Genomic DNA, 19,226 nt, shown 5'->3' on the forward strand with positions numbered 1-19,226 from the left:
TGTTTCGCCTTGACGGCCATGCCGGGCTCCTTTTCAGTACTCACGGCAGCTCTGGCTTTTCCCGCAACCTGAACCCGGACCATCTGGCTCAAGACGCTACGCAAAAGACGGCCTGCCAACTCTTCGTGCAGTAGCTTCACGCTGATCGCCGACTGCCCGACCAGCTTGCATTCCTACAATGGCTCCGCCGTTTCGATGAGCGAATTGAGCACCAGCTTGATTTCCGCCGCCGGATCTTTATGTCCTTGCAATATCAAACCCTCCGACAGCGCCGTGAAAGTCTTCGCGAGTGCTGCGTACGCCAACGGAGGTTTCTTGCCGGCATGGTTGAAAATGATAGTGATCAGCTTGCCCAGCGCCTCGCTGTTTTCTTCATGCAGATCGTAGTAATGCTTTGCGAACTCTTCATCGCGTAACGCGATCAGTTGCATTTCGGCATCGAGGATGGCGCAGTTCGTATTGTTTTTAAGTGTATCGATGTAGGCGTTCAATCCGTGCGCGAGTTGCTCTGCGGTATAACCCGCAGCCAACGTATCGCCCAAGCGGTCTATTTCAACCCGCTTGAAACGCTGGGTCAGTTGCAGAAGCAGTTCCGACTTGCTTGAGAAGTTGGAAAAGAACGCACCTTTCGAATAACCTGCCTCTTCAGAGATAATATTGACACTGGCGGCGTGGAAGCCTTTTTTGATCATGAGGTCAGTGGCGGTATCAAATAACTTGTCTCGTGTTATTTGCTGGCTTTCCTCGCGACCTAATCTTTTTCTAATCACGCCCTCGGCTCCTTTGGCCCAATATGTTTGTTTGTAACTAGATGAAACAGTTGAGTGAATCAGCTGTTTGCACCTTACCATCCGTACCCGTCCTTTGCATTTAAAGTTTTAAATCTGGCATGTAATCGCCACCTATTTTTGGCAGGACCGGACGACAGCAAGGTGACGGTTTTCATCAAAATGCAACGGATTCAGAGCGACCACTGCCCTGCCCCCTTTGGGGAAAAAACCGCTTACATGCCGGAAAAATGGCGTCATCAGCCTGGCGAATTCGTTGAGACATTGCGTCTCAGGCCCGTACCAGACACCTCGGCTTTCACTCGATAGTGAAATACCGCTTGATTTCCAGATACCGAATGGTTTTTACTGGCGCCGTTGGGTCATCCAACGCCTGTTCAGCGACGAAGCTGCACGAGCAGGCTACCTCACAGGAGCTGGATTTTAATGGAATATGCCTTTGTTACAGGTGCTACAGGCCTGCTTGGGAACAATGTCGTCCATGCACTTTTAAAACGAAACATCAAAGTAAGGGCGCTGGTACGTTCCATTGAAAAAGCCAAGAAGCAATTCGACGGTTTGCCCGTCGAACTTGTCCAGGGCGATATGCTTGATGTTGATGCATTCAGCCATGTCCTTGAAGGCTGTGATGCCTTGTTTCATACAGCGGCCTATTTTCGCGACAGCTATAAAGGCGGAAAGCATTGGCAAAAGCTCTACGATACCAATGTAACCGGCACCGAGCGGTTGTTGCAGGCCGCCTATGCCGCGGGCATTCGCCGTGCGGTCCACACTTCCTCCATCGCGGTCCTGAAGGGAAACCGCGATCAGGTAATCGACGAGACCATGTCGCGCGACGAGTCCGAGGCAGACGATTACTACCTGAGCAAGATCCTGTCTGAACAGAAGGTTCAGGAGTTCTTGTCGCTGCATCCGGACATGTTCGTCGCGATGGTTTTACCCGGTTGGATGTTTGGCCCAGGCGACATCGGTCCTACGTCGTCAGGTCAGTTCCTGCTGGATTTCGTAGGACAAAAATTGCCGGGGGTTCTTCCCGGGAGTTTTTCAGTCGTGGACGCCCGTGACGTGGCGGAACATCAAATCGCGGCGATAACACGTGGCCGATCGGGAGAGCGTTATCTGGCTGCCGGCAATCATATGGACATGAAGACTATCTTTCGGGCACTGGCCAACGTCAGCGGGATAAAGGCACCGGAACGGCCTGTTCCGTTGTTCATGCTGCGTCTTATCGCTTGCGCCTATGAAATTTATTACCGGGTTACTAAAAAGCCGGTGCTTATCAGTACTTCCACGGTCAAGCTCATTGAGCAGGAACAAGGGAGGACTCATTTCAGCCACAGCAAAAGTTCAAGTGAGCTGAAATGCGCGTTCCGCCCGGTTACTGAAACCCTGACCGATACGCTGGACTGGTATCGGAACAATAACTACATAAAGCTCAACTGAAAAATTAGCCTGCCTCTGCAGTACTTATTTATCTGGCCATGACTTCAAGGATTGAGAGGTTGGTGGAATGAAAAGCCTTACCTGTAAAGAAGGTTTCCTGCATCGCTTTGTCGGTTTTTCGGATTTGCACCCCGACGCCATAGCTATCAGGAATCTAGATGCGGAAGAAACCTTCACGTACCGCGACTTGCTGAACAAGGCCGAAGCGTGCAACGGTTTGCTCCATGCCCTTGGGGTGTCGTCCGCAGAGAAAGTTGCGCTTGTCTTGCCCAATGGGGTGGATTTCATCGCGTATTATTTGGCGATCATTGGCCATGGTGCTATCCCCGTCATCCTTAACCACAAGCTGACGACGTACGAACTGAGCAACGTGCTGGGCCTCGCCGGGCCCGCATTGACCGTCACGACCGATTCGTTGTTCGAGCAACACCGCGAAGTCTTTCAGTCGGTCCGTTGCCTCGTCGTCCGCACCGCCGATGAGCAACCGTTGTCGTTGCCCGAAAACGCAACGGCCGCCTCAGATCTTCCGCATCAGCTCTGGCCCTTGTCGCTGCCTGAAGGCAACCCGGTCGTTTCGGTACAGTTCACGTATCGGGGCGTTGGCATGCCGCTGGCTGTTTCTCATCGTTATCTGGACCTGACGCAGTCAAGCGATGGCTTGCACGAGCAGTTTCACCCTCAAGGCCTTGGGTCGGTCCACTTGGTGACCCTGCCGCTGTACGCGATCTTCGGCCTGTCCGTGATGATGGTTTTCCCGCTCAGCATCGGCGCTACGCTGCTGATGACCAACAGCCTGCTCAACAGGGACCTGACGCAAGTCTTGTCCGAGCACCAGGTGTCCTTTGCCTGCCTGGTGCCGGATGTCATCCGCTACTTCAATACCCGACTGGCCAAACGCAAGGGCCCACGGCTGCCGCTGCATCCGCAACTGATGATTTATTCCGGCGGCAGCCATCTGCCGGCGGATGAAGCGCAAAAACTTGGCGATTTGCTGGGGTGTGGCCCTGTATTGCAAGGCTACGGACTGACGGAAAGCATGCCGGTGATTGTCCAGAGTTCGGTCGGCGAGGTGCATCGCGGTGCGATGGGCCAACCGATCAGTGGTGTCGAGTTGCGAATTGTCGATGGTCAGGGCCGCGACGTGGCCGTGGGGCGTATCGGCGAGCTGCTGGTACGCGGCCCGATGGTTATCCCGGGCTATGACGATGCGCCGCAGATAAATGCCCGGTTTTTCCGTGACGGCTGGTTCCACACCGGCGACCTGGTCTGGCAAGACGACGATGGGCACGTATTTTTCTGCTGCCAGCGCCTGCGCATCTCGAAAATCAAAGCGCAGATGATCGACCTCGAAGAAATCGAGTCCATTGCCCTCAAGCATCCCGGTGCAATGCGGGCAAAGGCCTACATCGTCCCGGACCATAAAGCCATCAACGTACTGCACTTGTCTGTGGAAGGTAGCGCAGACCTTAGCCAGAACAGCGTATCCACCCTGCTCGCCCGTTACCTTTCCGCCTTCAAACTACCCAGGAACATCGAGATTGTCCCTCTCAAGGAAAAGATTCATGCACGCTGATCACACGCGACCGGTGCTGGCCGTTTTCGATTTCGACGGCACATTGACCGACAGGCATACCTTCTGGCGCTACATGCGTTTTATCGTCGGAACCCGGCCCTTCTGGCTCAGGATCATCCCCCTGCTGCCAAAAATGCTCAACGTGATCCTGGGAATCACACCGCTGATGCAGGCGCGACTGGCGTTTATCGCCTGCTATCTGGGAGGCCTGAGCGTCGAGCAGGAGCGCGAACATGCCAGGTACTTCATCAGCGAACAGTTGCCGCTCTGGCTCAGGCCCGAAGCGCTGCGTCGGTTGAAATGGCATCAATCCATGGGACACGTCACGGCACTGGTCAGCAATTCGCCGGAGAACTACCTGATCCCGTGGGGGCAGGCAGTTGGTTTCGACTACGTGTGCGGCACGCGCCTGGCGACGGCCCGGAACAAGCTGACCGGGGGCATATCGGGGGCCAACTGTGTCGATGGGGAGAAAGTCAGGCGCCTCAAAGGCTGCGTCGGCAACCTTGAAGATTTCTACATCTACGCCTATGGCGACTCGTCAGGCGACGAGGCCCTGCTCAGCGTTGCCAACTCTCCCTTCTATAGAAACTGGTACTGACAGATGAATACTTTGAGCACTTTCGTCCCCGTGCATAAAAAACAACCGGGCAAGGCGCCGGCGGTAATGATCGTAGGCGCCGGCCCTATCGGCTTGTCGCTGGCGATCATGTTGCAGGAATGGGGCGTCGCTTTTCGTATCATCGAGAAAAACGCCGGTCCCTCCACCGCGACCAAGGCGATGGCGATCCATTCCAGGACCCTGGAAATTTTCCGCGACCTCGGCGTCGCCGACCAGGTCATCAACGATGGTTTTACCATCAATCAGTTTTCGGTGCAGTCCAACGCCCGACGGGTACTGAATTACAACTTTTCCTGCCTGGATGCTACCTATCCCCTGCTCCTCAGCCTGCCGCAGCCGCAAACGGAAAAGATCCTGCTGGAACGATTGACTGAGCTGGGCGTGGAAGTCGAATGGAACACCGAGCTGGTGGACATCGAGAACCAGCCCGAGTCCGTACGGGTCACGCTGCGTCATGGCGACGGTCGCGAGGAATCCTGCGCCAGCCGCTGGGCAGTGGCCTGTGACGGTGCTCGCAGCAACATCCGAAAACGACTGGAGATGACTTTCGAGGGATCGTCCTACGATCGCTTTTTCATGCTCGCCGACGCTGACATCGAGTGGTCCGGCAGCAAGGACGAAGGCGCTTTTTTTCTTGGCGCGCAGGATGGGTACGTGGCGGTTGCGCCGATCAGCGCACAATCGCGTTATCGGCTGTTCATCGAGATGCCCTACGACTTGCCACCGGAAGGCGAGCGCCCCTCCTTGAGCCTGGAGAACTTCCAGCGGTTGTGCGAGGGACGTGGGCAGAACATGACCCTGTCGAACATCTCCTCCACCACCATTGCCTCTTTCCAGCATCGCCGGGTGCAGTCATTGCAGCAGGGCTCGGTGTTCCTGGTCGGCGATTCTGCGCATATCGGCAGCCCGATCGGCGGCCAATGGATGAACCTGGGAATTTCCGAGGCCTACAACCTGGCGTGGAAGATCGCCTATGTCGATCAAGGCCTGGCGGATCCGTCATTGCTCGACAGCTACAACGAGGAACGTTATCCGGTGGCCCTGGAAGTCGAGAAGACCGCGCATCGGTTGACCGGGCTGATCACCGTAAGGCAACGGGCCCTGGTGTGGCTGCGAGATAACGTCCTGCCACTGCTGAGCAGCAGGCCCAAGGTCCAGCGCAAACTGCCCTCGATGATCTCCGGCCATCAGTACCACTACGCCAAAAGTGACTGCATCCAGGAGGCGCTGACGAAAAAGCAGCGCCGCAACTGGGCCAGGAAAGGAGCCCGGACGGCGTTCCAGCCGCCGGTGCCTCGCGCGGGGCAACTGGCACCCGATGTCGAGCTTTGGCAACAGCAAGAGGCGCTGCCGGCGCGCTTGATCGACCTGTTCCACGGGACGTACACGTTGTTGATCTTCACCGCGGCGGATCAATTTTCTCCCGTCTTGCCAAGCCACTATGCACTGGCCGAGTCAGTAGAAAAAGATTATCCAGGCATCAAGGCCTACTGCGTGGTCGACGCCCTCAGCAGCGCGGAACTGCCGGCATGGCACTCGACATTGCTGGACCCCGACTGGAGGCTGCACAAGCGTTATCACGCCGGCGAAGGCACGCTGATGCTGATTCGTCCTGACGGGTACATCGCGTTCCAGGGCGCCGACGCGATGACACTCGTGACGTACCTGAGCGTGAGGTCCGGATTGCTCAAGGCCCCGAGGGAAACCGCCTCCCCGACAAGCGAGGCAGTGCAAATCCAGCGGCCAGTCGCAACCGCTCACTGACTGATTGCTTGACGGCGCCCTGCCCGGGCCCACGACTTTCGATGCTCGTCTAAAACACCTACCGATTTACGGTTAAGGAGAACCTCATGCGCTTGCAACTCAATGAAGTTGTGCAGGAATTCATCGTGTCCAACGGGAAAATAGCCCATAGCTATTTCTCCCTCTCGGAAAAAATCATCGATTCACTCTGCGAATCCAACATGGCGAAGGAATCGATCCTGATGCGCCTGCTGGAACAGGCTGAATCGGTCACCGCCCATTATTTCAATGCCCACCAGCAGGTGCTGGAAGGCGTCTATGCCCATGGCATCGAGGCGGCTGCTGGTAGAAGCGTCGCAACGCTGGAGCCCGTGCCTGCACACTCGACCGTGTTGGCCGCGGCACCGTCGTCGGAGCAACCTGTCGCCCTCAGCTATGAGCAATGGTTGCGCGCCGAGATCAGTTCGGTCACCGGCTTCAAGAACGAGCAAATCGACTTCGAACGAAGTTTCGAAAGCCTGGGCATCGACTCGCTAGGGCTGGTCGATATTTTCGAGTCGTTGGCCCAGCACTTCCCCGACAAGAAAGAACAGACCTCGGAACTCTTCGATGCCCTGACCCCTACGGCCCTGCTGGCCAGGCTTGAAACCGATCCGAAGCCGCCTGCCGCACCTTCCGAGGCGCCGTTGCCTGGCTCCGCCGATGCGCAGACGCAGCTCGGCGCGGTGCTGTTCAACGCTCTCTCACCGCTGGTTTCGGACGCACCTCAGTCACTGGACGTGAACACGCCTTTTACCGATTTGGGACTCAACGGTTTCGACCGGCAAGCCCTTTGCCAATCAATGGCGCAAGAGTGCCCCGTCAGTGAGTTTGCTGGTGAGGCATTGATGTCGCGTCGTACCCCGGAAGACGCATTGGCGCTTCTGGCAAGAATGGGCTGAGGCCCGACGGCACACGCTTCCCGCAGATGGAATGGACACCGGGTGATCGCCAGGTCACCCCGCTTTTTGGCAATCAGGAGACAGGGTATGAGTGGCGCGGTAACGACAGCGGGCGAGTTGTGCTTCAGCGCAATGGCCGGCGAATTTCCAGGGGCGTCGTCCACCGACGCACTTTGGCACTTGCTCTCGCAGGGCGGCATAGCGCCCATCCAGGCAATGCCGGCGCGCTGGCAGTTGCAGAAGGCGTCGATATTTTCGAGCAAGGCCGGCGAAAAGGATCGTGTCTACCTGGACAGCGCATTCTGCCTTTCAGATGACCCATCGACGCCTTCTCGTCATGAAGGCCGGCAGGTCGCGATCGGCAAGAACGTGCTCCGGACGCTTTTTGCCGAACTCGCGGCGCAAGGCACGGTATTGAATACCGAGCGAACCGCGTTGGTGGTCGCGACGTCCTGGAGCGATGAAAGTTATTTCGCCACGGCAGTGCCCGGCAGTACCGACACGCCATCCGGTGTCACGCCCGGTGAACAGGTGGCCGGGCTGGCGCGCGCTTTTGCCTTGGGAGGCCCGGCCTTATCGGTGGACACCGCTTGCAGTTCGTTCCCCTATGCCATCGACATGGCCAAGGCTCTGCTCAACAGTGGCCAGGCGGACAAGGCGATCATCATGGCGCTCAACACCGTTCTGCCCCCGGCATTGTTCCTTGGTTTCTCCCAACTGACGGCTTTTTCCGCCCGGGCCAGCATGCAGGCGTTCGGCGAGGATGCCGACGGAATTGTGCCGGGCGAATGCGCCACGGCTTTTCTGGTCGAGCCCGTGGCCGATGCCCTGAACGCCCGACGCCGGCCGCTGGGCGTGCTGAGAGGGTTGGGGCTTTCTGCTGATGGTGCCGAAGGGTCGGTGTTTGCACCGGGCAGGCAGGCCCAGTATCGCGCCTATCAACGGGCTTACATGGACCTTGATCCAGGCCGCGTGGATTACATCGAAACCCACGGCACCGGCACCCCGTTAGGGGATGCGACCGAACTGGCCTCGCTGAACAGCTTCTTCGCTGCCCATCGCAGCGCCGAGGAGAAAATCGCCATCGGTTCGATCAAGTCCGTTATCGGCCATCCCTTGGCTGCGGCGGGAGGCGCTTCGCTGGCCAAGGCGTTGATGATCCTGCGCCACAAGGGCATCCCACCCCAGCCGGACTACCGTCCCAGTCTGAAAGTCGACGACACCTGCCTGCGCCTGGCGACACAGCGAGTCCAGCCACTGGAGGATCGTCAATCGCCGATCCGCATAGGCATTTCCAGCTTCGGCTTCGGTGGCGCCAACGCCCATCTGGTGGTGGATGAATATGTGCCCGATGGCCTCCCTGCCCCCACGCCGGTGGCTTCAGGCGTGCAGATCCTGGACCTCGCGATAGTCGAGGCGGAAGCCGCACTGGGCGGTTGCGATTCACTGCACTCGTTCAAACGGCGGCTTGAGCAACCGGCTAGCCCACCGGTCGCTTTCCCTTACGGGCGTTTTGTCGATGGCAAGGGGGCCTCGGCCGGGCCGTTGTCGGGGAGATTCCTGAACCAGGACCGCGTCATCGATATCGACGGTTTTGGCATGGGGCCAAAGCCCCTGGCCCACGTCGATCCCTTCAAATTGTTGATCACCGACCGCGTCAATCACCTGTTGCGGCGCCTGCCAGGCGTTGCCGGATCCGCCGGTACGGCAATGGTCATGTGCTGCAACATGGGCGGGGAGCGGTTCAGCAATGCCTACAGCAGTGCCGAGCAATTCTATTCACGGGCCCAAGGCAGCCCGCCGGGCGTGGAAGTGACCGACGTGGCAACCATGTTGCCGAACATGTTGTCCGGCTACCCGGCGCAGATTTTCGATTTCAAGGGTTTCCATCAGACCCTGGCCGGCTCACCAGGGCTGTTCTGGCAAACCCTGCTGGCGTCCCGGCAATGGTTCGACGACGGCATCACGACGCTGCTGCTCGGAGCCGGCCGCTTCATCAGCGGCGAAATCGAGGTCGACCGTGCTCGCCGCAGCGCTACGCCGCAAGGTGAAGGGCTCGGGCTGCTTGCGCTGCGTCCTTATCGAGCGGGTTCAACGGACACGCCCCTGCTGGTGATTCGCGCAGCGGTCCTCGCCCATGCCGCGGCTTCGCTGGACGAAGCGTACCGATTGGCCGGCAAGGAGCGCGCCCAGTACGCGGTGGTCGAGGTTTGTGAGTTGCAGCCCGATAACACCCCTGTGGACGGGGCGTTGCAGGAGATGACCGGTTTTCTGGCTGAAGCCTGCGGCATCGAAACGCTCTTGTCGGTGACGATGAGCTCAGCGGCTCACACGGTGATCGAGGTGCGTGAGGCCGGCAAGGTTGTGATGTGGCTGTTCACTGAAAAACTGCGGGAATGGAACCCCGCGACGGCGAGCCCCGCCCCTGCGATCAAACACCCGTTCACGTTGCGCTTTGCCCACGAGCCCCATGAGCTGCAGCAGGTGATCACGCCGGTGCATGCCGGCGAAATCGTCCGCGAACCACAACACGACGGTGTCGATGTGTTGCAACTCAGTGACATGCTGACCAGCACGGTTCTGGCCGGGTTGCGGGTGCGAGTCCGGGCCATGGAGGGGCTGTTCGCCCTGCACCGGGGGGCTCGTACCCAGCGCCCGGCGCCCTGGCAGCGTCGAGCGGAACACGTGGTGATTTCCCACATCCAGCGCGAGCCGCGTGCGCTGCGGGCACGGCTGGTGGTAGACGAAGGTCACCCGTATTTCTTCGACCATCCGCTGGATCACATCCCCGGCATCCTGTTGCTCGAAGGGGTAATGCAACTGATCGAACTGGCCATGCCCCCGCTGAATGGTCGCGTCGCCTACGTGAAGACGCTCAGCATCAAGTTCCAGCAATACGTCCAGAAGGAGGACGTGATCGACCTGCGCCTGGAGCAAGGCCACGATGGCCAGGAGTTTCAGGCAACCGTCACGCAGGCTGGAAAAGTCACGTGCACCTGCGTTCTGGGCATGGGCTACAGCTCGGCCTTCGAGACCTCGCCGGCGGCTGAGTTCACGGCCGCGCGCTGTGTCGACAAGGCCCTGCTGCACAAGGCCCGGGAGGAAAATGTCATCGTCAGCGCCATGAGCAGCCTCGCCCAGGGGCTGAGCGTGGATACGGTCAGCCTGCCGGATGGGCATTTTTTCCACGAGGGCGATCCCGAGCATTTCTCGATGGTGTATTTCCTCGAGGTTGCCCGCCAGTGCTACATGCAGATTGCCCACGGTCATCTGCGTATTCCGCTCAACACCCCGATGAACCTGCTGGCCCTGAGTTTCACCCTGGACCGGCCAATTCCGAGGAACAGCCCGTTGTCACTCGCTCCGCAAGCGAGCCTCGGGACGCAGCTTCAATCATTCAAGACCAACCGTATCCATATCGACCTGTTCAACCGGGGCGAAAAGATCGGCCAAGCCAATATCACCGCTCAAGTATTGAGCCAGGCCGCGCCTGCTGCCTGAGGCCGGGCGTTGATCAAACTCAGGGGCACAAGTGTGCCCGCAACAGACAGGGTGTCGCCGTGAACGATGTCAAGGTTCAACTCATAGTCAAATCACCACCGTCGGAAATCTGGAAGATCTGGAGCAATTTCCAGGAAGCCCCGCTCTGGGATACCGACGTCAGCCATTGCCAACTCGAGGGCCCGTTCCAGGCGGGAACCGCGGGTCAGTGTGTGCTCAGGAATGGCTTGAAAATGCCATTGAGGCTGCTGGCCGTGGAACCGCAGGAAAGCTATCGCAACAGCGCGAGACTGCTTTGGATACGGCTCGAATTCGACCACCGGATGCGCAGGCTGTCTCCGGACGAAACCCAGGTCATCCATAGCGCCATGATCTCCGGCCCGTTGAGCTTCGTGTACCGCGGGCTGCTGCGCAAAATGCTGACGACTGCAATGACCACGGCGCTGGGCAATCTCAGAGCCCTTGCCGAACAACGCGCCAACGCTGTCGACGCCCCGGAGCGCGACAAAGCGCAAGCACATCTGCACCTCGTATGACCTGTTCGCGACGTCAGCGCCGCGCGCGCCGGCTCTCGCAATCTTTTGAATAACGGCACACTTCGGACCGAGCATGAACTTACTGAAAAACACTCAATACCTGGTGATGGGCATCATCGGCATGGGCGCTGTTGCCCCGGCGTCCACCTTCGCCGACACGCTGGGCCCCTACGCCAGCCTCATGGGCGGCCTGAACTGGGTATCGGCGCAGGACCTCAACCAGAACAACCTGGATTTCGTCGAGATGGAATTCAACCAGCCGCTCCATTCCGGCTACGCCACCGGCCTGGCGTTAGGCTGGCGCTTCCCGGTCGGGCTGCGCCCGGAGGTGGAACTCGGATATCGCGAAAATACCCTGACCCAGTTCAACAACCGGGTCTATGAGGGCGGCGGGAGCATCGATGGCGAAGGCGAAGAGAAAGCGGCCAGCCTGATGGTCAACCTCTGGTACGACGTCTTGAACCTGCCCGCGCCTTTCAACCGGTTTACCCCTTACCTGGGCGGCGGCCTGGGTTACGCCACCCTCACGGTCAGCGGTCTGGAAGCCGGTGGCGTGGAGTTCGGCGGTACTCACCGCGACACCGTCTCGGCCTACCAACTGGGTGCCGGGGTGGGTTATGAGCTGAACGAAAACTGGTCGATGTCCCTGGATTACCGCTGCCTGAGAACGCGCGAGGCGCACTTCGGCGACATCGAACGGCTGCCTCAAGGCGATGTCAGCACCGAATATGAAGCCCAATCGGTGATGCTGGGCCTGCGTTACTGGCTCTGAATCGGCAGCCAGACCGGCGCCTTGCCTCGACGAGGCGCCCTCCTCGGCGACGTCAAGCCGCCGAGCTTTGCCACGGCCCCTCCCCCAGCGCTGCGGCGATCGTCCGTTCGCCCAGCGCCAGTCCCACGCTCATGCCCAAGCCGGTATGCATCAGCACTGCCGTGACGCCCTGCGCAGCCGAAATCACGCTGAACGGTCCCGGCCCCCGCGCGCCATATACACCCTGCCAGCGTTCCAGTACATCGATCTCGCCGCCCAGGGTGTGCTGCGCCAGGTCAATCAGGATGCGGTCCACCTGCTCGGCGTTGAACGGTGAAATGTCGCTGCCGTAGACATGGGAATCGCCGATGATCAGGTCACCGTAGGGGGTTGGACTGATGAGCAGATGGATGCCATGGGCTTCGAGCTCTGGCTGGTGCGTGCGGATCTGCGTGCGGATGGCCTGCGCTTCAGGCAGGTCGGCAAAGGCGCCGTAGTGCACGCAGCTCAGGCCCGTGAGTAACGCGTGGCGTAACGCCAGGGGCTGGCGCGGCCGTACGCGGAGCATTTGCAAGCCGCACACTTGCGGGTTGAGCCCGGCGATTTGCTCGGCCAGCAGCGTCTGATAGTCATGGCCCGAGCACACCACAATGTGCCGCGCGGTAAAGCGTCCGGCGCTGGTGAGCGCACGGTGGGGTTCGACATCGCGGACCAGCGTCGAAAAATGGAATTCGACGCCCAACGCCCGGGCCAGGTAATCGACGATCTGCGGCAGTGCCTCGCGGGAATACAACTGTTGGTCGTCGAGGCCAAGCAATGCCGCGCGGTGATGGGCAAAACGGCCATCGTAAAGCACCGCCAACGCCTCGCCACGCAACAGCTCGGTGCGGTAACCCAATGCTGCGCCCCGCCCGCTCACGAACGCTTCGAGCAGCGCTTCTTCGGCTTCCGTTCGGGCGAACAGCAGCGAGCCTTGCTGATGCATATGCAGCCCGGCAGCCTGGCCCAGCGTTTTCCACAAACCGTTCGCCTGGCGTGCCAGGTCCAGCATGACACCCGGCGCCTGGCCGCCGACCAGGGCCTGGCCGAAGTTGCGTACCGAGGCGCCCAGGGGCGTATGGCTACGCTCGAACACCTTGACCTTGAGGCCGCGCCTGGCGCCAGCCCAGGCGTGGGCCAGGCCGAGAATGCCGGCGCCGACAATCAGCAGGTCACAGTCGTGCTCAGACATGAAAACTCCTTGAAAACAATCAACGGATAAGGCCCGGCTCGACACAGCCGGGCCTGTGAACAGTACAGAACAGAGCTTATTTGGCGACCGGCTCGGACTTGCCGTCGTAACGCTTGCGCCACTCGGCCAGCACCTTGTCGCGGTTCTCCGATGCCCAGGCGAAATCATTGCGGATCAAGCGTTGTTCATAGTCCGTCGGCAGCTCGGGCAGGCGTTCGGCGATGCCCGGTTGCGCCAGGACCGCGAAGTTCGCTTTGTATAACTGCATCGCCTCGGAGCTGGCGGAGAAGTCAGCGAGTTTTCTGGCAGCCGCCAGCTTCGGCGTGCCTTTGATGATGGCGGTGGCTTCGATTTCCCAGCCCAGGCCTTCGGCAGGCAGGACGATGTCCAGCGGCGCGCCTTTGCGCTTGAGCTGGATGGCTGGGTATTCGAACGAAATGCCGATGGGGAACTCGCCGGCGGCGGCCAGCTTGCAGGGCTTGGAGCCGGAGTGTGTGTACTGGCCGATATTGGCGTGCAACTTGTCCATGTAGGCCCAGCCCTTGGTCTCGCCGAAGGTCTGCAGCCAGGCACTGACGTCCAGGTAACCGGTGCCGGACGACGCCGGATTGGGCATGACGATCTTGCCTTGGTACACGGGGTTGGCAAGGTCTTCCCAGCGGGTGGGCTTGGGCAGGCCGAGCTTTTGCGCTTCCACCGTATTGAAGCAGATGGCGGCGGCCCAGACGTCCATGCCGACCCAGGTGGGCGGCGTGTCGGCGTCGCGGTATTGGGCGGAAATCTGGCCGAGGTTCGCCGGGCTGTAGGCGTCCAGCAGGCCCTGCTGCTTGAGAATCGCCAGGCTCGAGCCTGCCAGACCCCAGACCGCATCGGCTTGCGGGCGATCCTTTTCCGCCAGCAGCTTGGCGGTGACGATGCCGGTGGAATCGCGCACCCACTTGATCTCGATGTCCGGGTTTTGCTGCTCGAAGGCCTGTTTGTAGGCCTTGAGCTGCTCGACTTCGAGGGCCGTGTAGACGGTCAGTTCGGTATTGGCATGGGCCTGCAGAACACAGGCGGCAAGCAGGCCGGCGGCCCAGGCAGTGCGTTTGGACATGGTACGGCTCCGTGTCAGTCAGTGAAGTTTTTCAGGCATGGGACGGCAATACGCCGCGGGCCAGTTGTCTGTTGATGTGGTCAATCACGGCGGGCAGTTCGGCGATCGTGTCGATCAGGTAATGCGGACGGCTTGCGGCAAACAAGCCGTCGATGCGCTCGCGTTCGGCCGCCAGCTGCTGCGCCGACAGAGCCTGGAACTGCTCCCAGTCGAGGCCGAGAAAATTGCCGGAAAACCTCAAGGCCACGGTCCACATCCCTGCCCTGCGGCCTTCGAGGATGCCGGGCTCGGTGTCATCGACTTTCACGCAGGCGGCGACATCGTCCAGGCCCAGGGCAATCACATTGGCCAATGCCTGCGCCGGGCTTGGCCGGCCTTTGGGCACGTCGTCGGTGGCGACCACATGATCGGGGTTGTAACCCTTGGCGGCGGCCAGTTCGACAACCTTGTCCATCACCTGCCGCGGATAGCCTGAGCAACTGCCGATCCTGAGGCCGCGCTGGCGCAGGGCGGCGATGCTCTCCAGTGCGCCGGGAATCAGGTCCGAGTGGTCGGCGACCCTGGCGATCTGCAGCGGCATGAAGCGCTCATAAATAGCAGTCACGTCGTCATCGCTCGGTGCGCGCCCGAACCGGCGTGCAAACCGTTCCGCCACGGCCGGTTGGTTGCACAAGCTGCGGATGTGGTCCCATTTGCCCATGCCCATCGGGCCACGGGCTTCCTCCAGGCTGATCTCGATGTCGAAGCTGGCAAAGGCTTCGACGAAGATCCGTGTCGGCGCGAACGAACCGAAGTCCACCACGGTCCCGGCCCAATCGAGAATCGCTGCCTGCAGGCGAGTTGGTGTTTGGTAGTGCATCAGAGTCTCCAGGAGTTGTTCAAAGGCCCGGTGCCGGCTGGCGCCAGGCCTGGGAGCGGCGCAGCAGGCGGCGCGACAGCATTGCCAGCAGCAGCGATACGCTGGCCGAAGTCAGCAGGATCAGCGTCGCCATCGCGGCGGCCCCGCCGACGTTGCCGGCGTCGTCCATGTTCAGCACGGCCACCGCAGCCAGAACGCTGTCAGGGCTGTAGAGAAAAATCGCCGCTGAGACCGTGGTCATCGCCGACACGAACAGGTAACGAACGATGTCGAGCAATGCCGGCAGGCAAATGGGCAGCGTCACCCGCAGGAAGTGGCGAACCAGCGGGACTTTCAGCGCCAGGGAGGCGGCCTCGAACTCATCGTCGAGTTGGCGCAAGGCGGTGCTGGCCGTCATATGCGCCGTTGTCAGGAAGTGCGCGACCGTACAGACAACCAGCAAGGCCAGGCTGCCGTAGAGGCTACCGAGCGGATTGCCCGGCAGATTGAAAAAGAACACGTAGCCCAGGCCCAGCACCAGCCCGGGCACGGCCATCGGGACGAAGCTGAGCAGCCGCAGGGTGCGCGTCAATGCGCTCTGCCGAGTCTTCTCGATCAGGTAGGCACCGGTGAAGATCGCCAGGCTGCCGAACGCCGCGCTGCACACCGCCAGCAGCAGGCTGTTGCGATAGGCCAGCCAACCGCCGGGCAGTTCGGAGAAGGCATAGTTGTCAAGGGACAAGGACAGGTCGTACGGCCAGAACTGCACGAGCGATGCGTAGACTGCCATGCCGAACACGCCGAGCAGAACGCCGCCGATCAGTGCCGTGACGCTCAGGAAGGCTGCATCCCGCCCCCGCGAAGGTTGCGGGTGATACACCTGTGCGCGACCGCCCATGGCTTCGCGTTGAGTACGGCGCAGCCACATGTCCACGGCGAAACTGAGCAATGCGGGCAGCAGCAGAATCATGCCGATCAGCGCGCCGCGACCAAACTGCTGCTGGCCAACGACGGACTTGTAGGCTTCCAGCGCCAGCACCTGATAGTCGCCTCCGACCGTGACCGGCACGCCGAAATCGGTGATGCACAAGGTGAACACCAGGCAGAAAGCCGCGAACACCCCTTGCCGGCTGCCGGGCCAGGTGATGGTGCAAAACGTCCGCCATGGCGAGGCGCCCATGCTTGAGGCCGCGTCGAACAGCCGTGCGTCCGCCAGCGCCAGCGCCGACATCAGCACCATCATGGCATGGGGAAAGGTGTAGATCGCCTGCCCCAGGACAATGCCCCAGAAACCATAGATGTTGCCGGCGCTGAAATCGCGCAGCAGCCCCTGGTTGCCGAACAGATAGATCAGCGCAATGCCGGGCAGCATCGAGGGAGCCAGCAGCGGCAGCAGCGAGATGCCCCGCCACACCGGCTTTGCCACGATGCAGGTGCGCTGCAATGCGTAGGCGAACGCATAGGCCAGCGGCACGACGATAAGCGCGACGGTCATTGAAACCGTCAGGCTGTTGCCCAGCAGCCAGCGGAAATTGGCACTGGCCAGCAGCGTCAACGCCGCTTGCAGGCCACCACCCTGGCTGGCATCGCCGCTGAAGGCGCGCCACAGCATGGCGAGCAAGGGCAGCAATACCGCCAGCACCAGCAACACCAGCAGCAGCCACTGACCGCCGCGTATGAACAATCGGTCTGCGAGGTCACCGGGCACCTGAGGTGCCTGCACTGCGGTCGGCTTGAGGATCATCGTGTTTTGCATATCAATTGAACACCTGCAGGCTGTGGGCCGGCAGCGCGATTTTCAGCCGCGCCTGGGGCAACCCGGGCATGGCCTGCGGCTCCAGCTCGGCGAGCAGGGTGTGGCCCGGCAACGCGTCCAGCTCGAAGCTCAGCCGGCAGCGGTTGCCGAGGAACGTCAGCTCGCGCAGTTGCGCATCGAACAGGTTGGCTTCGGGCGTCAACGGGTTGATCCGGATGGCTTCCGGACGGCAGAAAAGTCGACCGCTGCGCCCCACGTCAGCGGCCTCCACGCTGAGGCTGAGCCCGCCGACGCGAACCTGTCCGTCGTGCCCGCGCTCGAAAGGCAGCCAGTTGCCCTGGCCGACGAAATCAGCCACAAAGGCGCTCGCCGGCGCGCGGTAGATCTGTTGCGCACTGGCGAACTGTTCGACGCGGCCCTGATTGATCACCGCGATGCGATCGGCCATCAGCATCGCCTCGTCCTGGTTGTGGGTGACCATCAACGTGGTAATGCCCAGGCGTTTCTGCAGCTGACGCAACTCGCCGCACAGGTGCTCGCGCACCCTGGCATCGAGTGCCGACATCGGTTCATCGAGCAGTAACAGCGAGGGCGCCGGAGCCAGGGCGCGGGCCAACGCCACCCGCTGCTGCTGGCCGCCGGAGAGCTGGCCGGGATATTTTTTCTCGCTGCCACACAGCCCGACCAGTTCCAGCATCTCACCGACCCGGCTGCGGATCGTCTCGCGGTGGTTGCCCGCCAACCCGTAGCCGATGTTCTGCTCCACGGTCAGGTTGGGAAACAGCGCATAGGACTGGAACAGAATGCCGTAGTCGCGAGCCTGCGGTGCCAGGGCGGAGACATCCCGCGCGCCGATCATGATCGTGCCGCGGTGTTGCCGTTCCAGGCCCGCTATGCAGCGCAACAAGGTGGTCTTGCCGCAGCCGGAAGGCCCAAGCAGGCACACCAGCTCACCGGCGGCGATTTCCAGCGATACCCCGTCCAACGCCTTGAAGGCGCCGAAGCCTTTATGGATGTCGCGTATCTGCAGGTCTACGGAAGGTGTTCTTGTCATGACATAACCTCGATGAGCTGTCAGCTCGACGAGGGTCATGGTAGGCAGGCAGTACGAAGGCTTGATTGCAGTTGGCTAAAAGCTGCCGATAGTGACATCGGCGGATTTGTGTAGCGAATTCAGGATGCGCTGGTCTCTCGTGCCAGGCCGAGGAATGCCGACGGCAGTCGGGCCTGGCGGCGCTCCTTGAGGCAGTACAGATATTCGGCGATCAGCGGCGCGCCTTCCAGCTCAACCACCTTGAGCTGTGGATTCTCCGGCACCTCGTGACGGGCAATGATGCTGATGCCGATGTTGCGCAGGACCGCTTCGCGAATCGACTCGCGACTGCCGATCTCCAGCAGCGGCCCGGTCGCCACCCCAGCCTCGCGCAGCAGCGTTGTGGTGAGCGCGCGGGTGGTGGAACCGGTTTCGCGCATCAGCAGGCAATGCCCGGCCAGGGCGCTCGGGGCGACACGGTCGTGGCTGGCCAATGGGTGCTCGCGATGTACCGCCAGCACCAGTGGATCGTGCCCCAGCACCAGCCGGGTCAGGCGCGCATCCTCGACCAGTTGCGAGGACGCGGCCAGGTCCACGCGATACTCCTCCAGCGCCTCGATGACCTGCAGTGAGTTGCCGATTTCCAGGGTCACTTCGCACAGCGCAAACTGCTCGCGAAAAGCCTTGATGATATCCAGCACGTAATACGGCGCGGTGGCACCGATGCGCAACGTGCCTTGCACCTGGCCGCTGTTGCGCAGGAAAAACTCGATGTCGGCCTCCTGCTGCAACAGTTTCTGCACCATCGGCAACAGCTGCGCGCCCTGGTCACTGAGTGTCAGGCGGCGCCCGCCGCGATAGAACAGTTCGACGCCGTACTGGGCTTCCAGGCTGCGGATCTGCGTGGTCACCGTCGGCTGGCTGAGCCCGAGTTTCTTGGCCGCCTGGGTGGCGCTGGCCAGGCGAGCGACCATGTGGAAAGACTTCAGCTCGGCGCTGAGCATGTCGTGACGCTCCAGAAAAGTGACGGGACAATCTACTTGAGAAAAATGGTCTATTTGTGGCGACGGAGCTTGCTCCCGCTCGGCTGCGAAGCAGTCGTAAAGCGCCGGGTGCGGTGTGTCTGATACTCCGATCTGGCAGGTTTTGGGGCCGAATCTCGGCCCAACGGGAGCAAGCTCCCTCGCCACGGGTTTGTCGATTGTCTTGGTTGAACAGCATTACGCTTGCATCGTGGCTTTGACCTTGTAGCATCCCCGCATCGAAACGGGCCAGGATTTACCTGGTCGGCAGAAACGATCAAGATTGCACCTGTTCGTCTACCCTCACAATGCGCCAGGCCAACGCGGCTCCTCAAAGCGTGCCTGGCGCTTG

The 19,226-nt window shown here is 60.8% G+C and carries 15 protein-coding genes; 8 read left to right on the forward strand and 7 right to left on the reverse strand.

The annotated features are described in order from the left end of the window. Positions 1-173: 173 nt before the first annotated feature. A complete protein-coding gene (locus J3P91_RS14430) occupies positions 174-770 on the reverse strand; it encodes a TetR/AcrR family transcriptional regulator (protein ID WP_434600799.1) in 597 nt (198 codons plus the stop codon). A 444-nt stretch (positions 771-1,214) separates the two neighbouring features. Between J3P91_RS14430 and J3P91_RS14435 the strand changes: the two genes are divergently transcribed. The 8 genes from J3P91_RS14435 (at position 1,215) to J3P91_RS14470 (ending at position 11,919) form a co-directional block, all read left to right on the forward strand. Continuing rightward, entirely contained in the window at positions 1,215-2,231 is a 1,017-nt protein-coding gene (locus J3P91_RS14435; protein WP_434600800.1) for an SDR family oxidoreductase, read from the forward strand. Positions 2,232-2,298: 67 nt separating this feature from the next. Next, complete coding sequence (locus J3P91_RS14440; RefSeq protein ID WP_434600801.1) at positions 2,299-3,804, forward strand: class I adenylate-forming enzyme family protein; 1,506 nt, start codon at positions 2,299-2,301, stop codon at positions 3,802-3,804. Beyond that, positions 3,794-4,405 carry an HAD-IB family hydrolase gene (locus tag J3P91_RS14445; RefSeq protein ID WP_434600802.1) on the forward strand — a complete coding sequence of 204 codons (612 nt, stop codon included), beginning with the start codon at positions 3,794-3,796 and terminating at the stop codon, positions 4,403-4,405. Before J3P91_RS14440 ends, J3P91_RS14445 begins: the two co-directional genes overlap by 11 nt. Before the next feature lie 3 nt (positions 4,406-4,408). Continuing rightward, positions 4,409-6,190, forward strand: coding sequence for an FAD-dependent monooxygenase (locus tag J3P91_RS14450; protein ID WP_434600803.1), 1,782 nt, complete (start codon positions 4,409-4,411; stop codon positions 6,188-6,190). An 86-nt stretch (positions 6,191-6,276) separates the two neighbouring features. Further along, the gene (locus tag J3P91_RS14455) at positions 6,277-7,110 is read left to right on the forward strand and encodes an acyl carrier protein (RefSeq protein ID WP_434600804.1); all 834 of its coding nucleotides are present in this window, start codon (positions 6,277-6,279) and stop codon (positions 7,108-7,110) included. A gap of 87 nt (positions 7,111-7,197) precedes the next feature. Continuing rightward, entirely contained in the window at positions 7,198-10,611 is a 3,414-nt protein-coding gene (locus tag J3P91_RS14460; RefSeq protein ID WP_434600805.1) for a beta-ketoacyl synthase N-terminal-like domain-containing protein, read from the forward strand. 59 nt (positions 10,612-10,670) lie between these two features. Continuing rightward, positions 10,671-11,147, forward strand: a complete 477-nt coding sequence (locus tag J3P91_RS14465; protein ID WP_434600806.1) for an SRPBCC family protein — start codon at positions 10,671-10,673, stop codon at positions 11,145-11,147. Between the two features lie 73 nt (positions 11,148-11,220). Beyond that, entirely contained in the window at positions 11,221-11,919 is a 699-nt protein-coding gene (locus tag J3P91_RS14470; protein ID WP_434600807.1) for an outer membrane protein, read from the forward strand. Between the two features lie 52 nt (positions 11,920-11,971). On the opposite strand, the gene J3P91_RS14475 is transcribed toward J3P91_RS14470, so the two are convergent. The 6 genes from J3P91_RS14475 to J3P91_RS14500 all read right to left on the reverse strand — a co-directional run bounded on the left by J3P91_RS14475 (position 11,972) and on the right by J3P91_RS14500 (position 18,856). Beyond that, positions 11,972-13,129: a TIGR03364 family FAD-dependent oxidoreductase gene (locus J3P91_RS14475; RefSeq protein ID WP_434600808.1), complete on the reverse strand. Its 1,158-nt coding sequence runs from the start codon at positions 13,127-13,129 to the stop codon at positions 11,972-11,974. Between the two features lie 76 nt (positions 13,130-13,205). After that, on the reverse strand, positions 13,206-14,225 hold the full coding sequence (locus J3P91_RS14480; RefSeq protein WP_434568383.1) for a putative 2-aminoethylphosphonate ABC transporter substrate-binding protein: 1,020 nt from the start codon (positions 14,223-14,225) through the stop codon (positions 13,206-13,208). 31 nt (positions 14,226-14,256) lie between these two features. Further along, positions 14,257-15,084, reverse strand: a complete 828-nt coding sequence (phnX, locus tag J3P91_RS14485; RefSeq protein WP_434600809.1) for a phosphonoacetaldehyde hydrolase — start codon at positions 15,082-15,084, stop codon at positions 14,257-14,259. Positions 15,085-15,103: 19 nt separating this feature from the next. After that, a complete protein-coding gene (locus tag J3P91_RS14490; protein ID WP_434605143.1) occupies positions 15,104-16,807 on the reverse strand; it encodes a putative 2-aminoethylphosphonate ABC transporter permease subunit in 1,704 nt (567 codons plus the stop codon). A gap of 13 nt (positions 16,808-16,820) precedes the next feature. Further along, positions 16,821-17,873, reverse strand: a complete 1,053-nt coding sequence (locus J3P91_RS14495) for a putative 2-aminoethylphosphonate ABC transporter ATP-binding protein (protein ID WP_434600810.1) — start codon at positions 17,871-17,873, stop codon at positions 16,821-16,823. A 119-nt stretch (positions 17,874-17,992) separates the two neighbouring features. Next, the gene (locus tag J3P91_RS14500; RefSeq protein ID WP_434600811.1) at positions 17,993-18,856 is read right to left on the reverse strand and encodes a LysR substrate-binding domain-containing protein; all 864 of its coding nucleotides are present in this window, start codon (positions 18,854-18,856) and stop codon (positions 17,993-17,995) included. Positions 18,857-19,226: the final 370 nt, after the last annotated feature.

It is taken from the genome of Pseudomonas sp. Z4-7 (assembly GCF_051131965.1).
Classification (GTDB): Bacteria; Pseudomonadota; Gammaproteobacteria; order Pseudomonadales; family Pseudomonadaceae; genus Aquipseudomonas.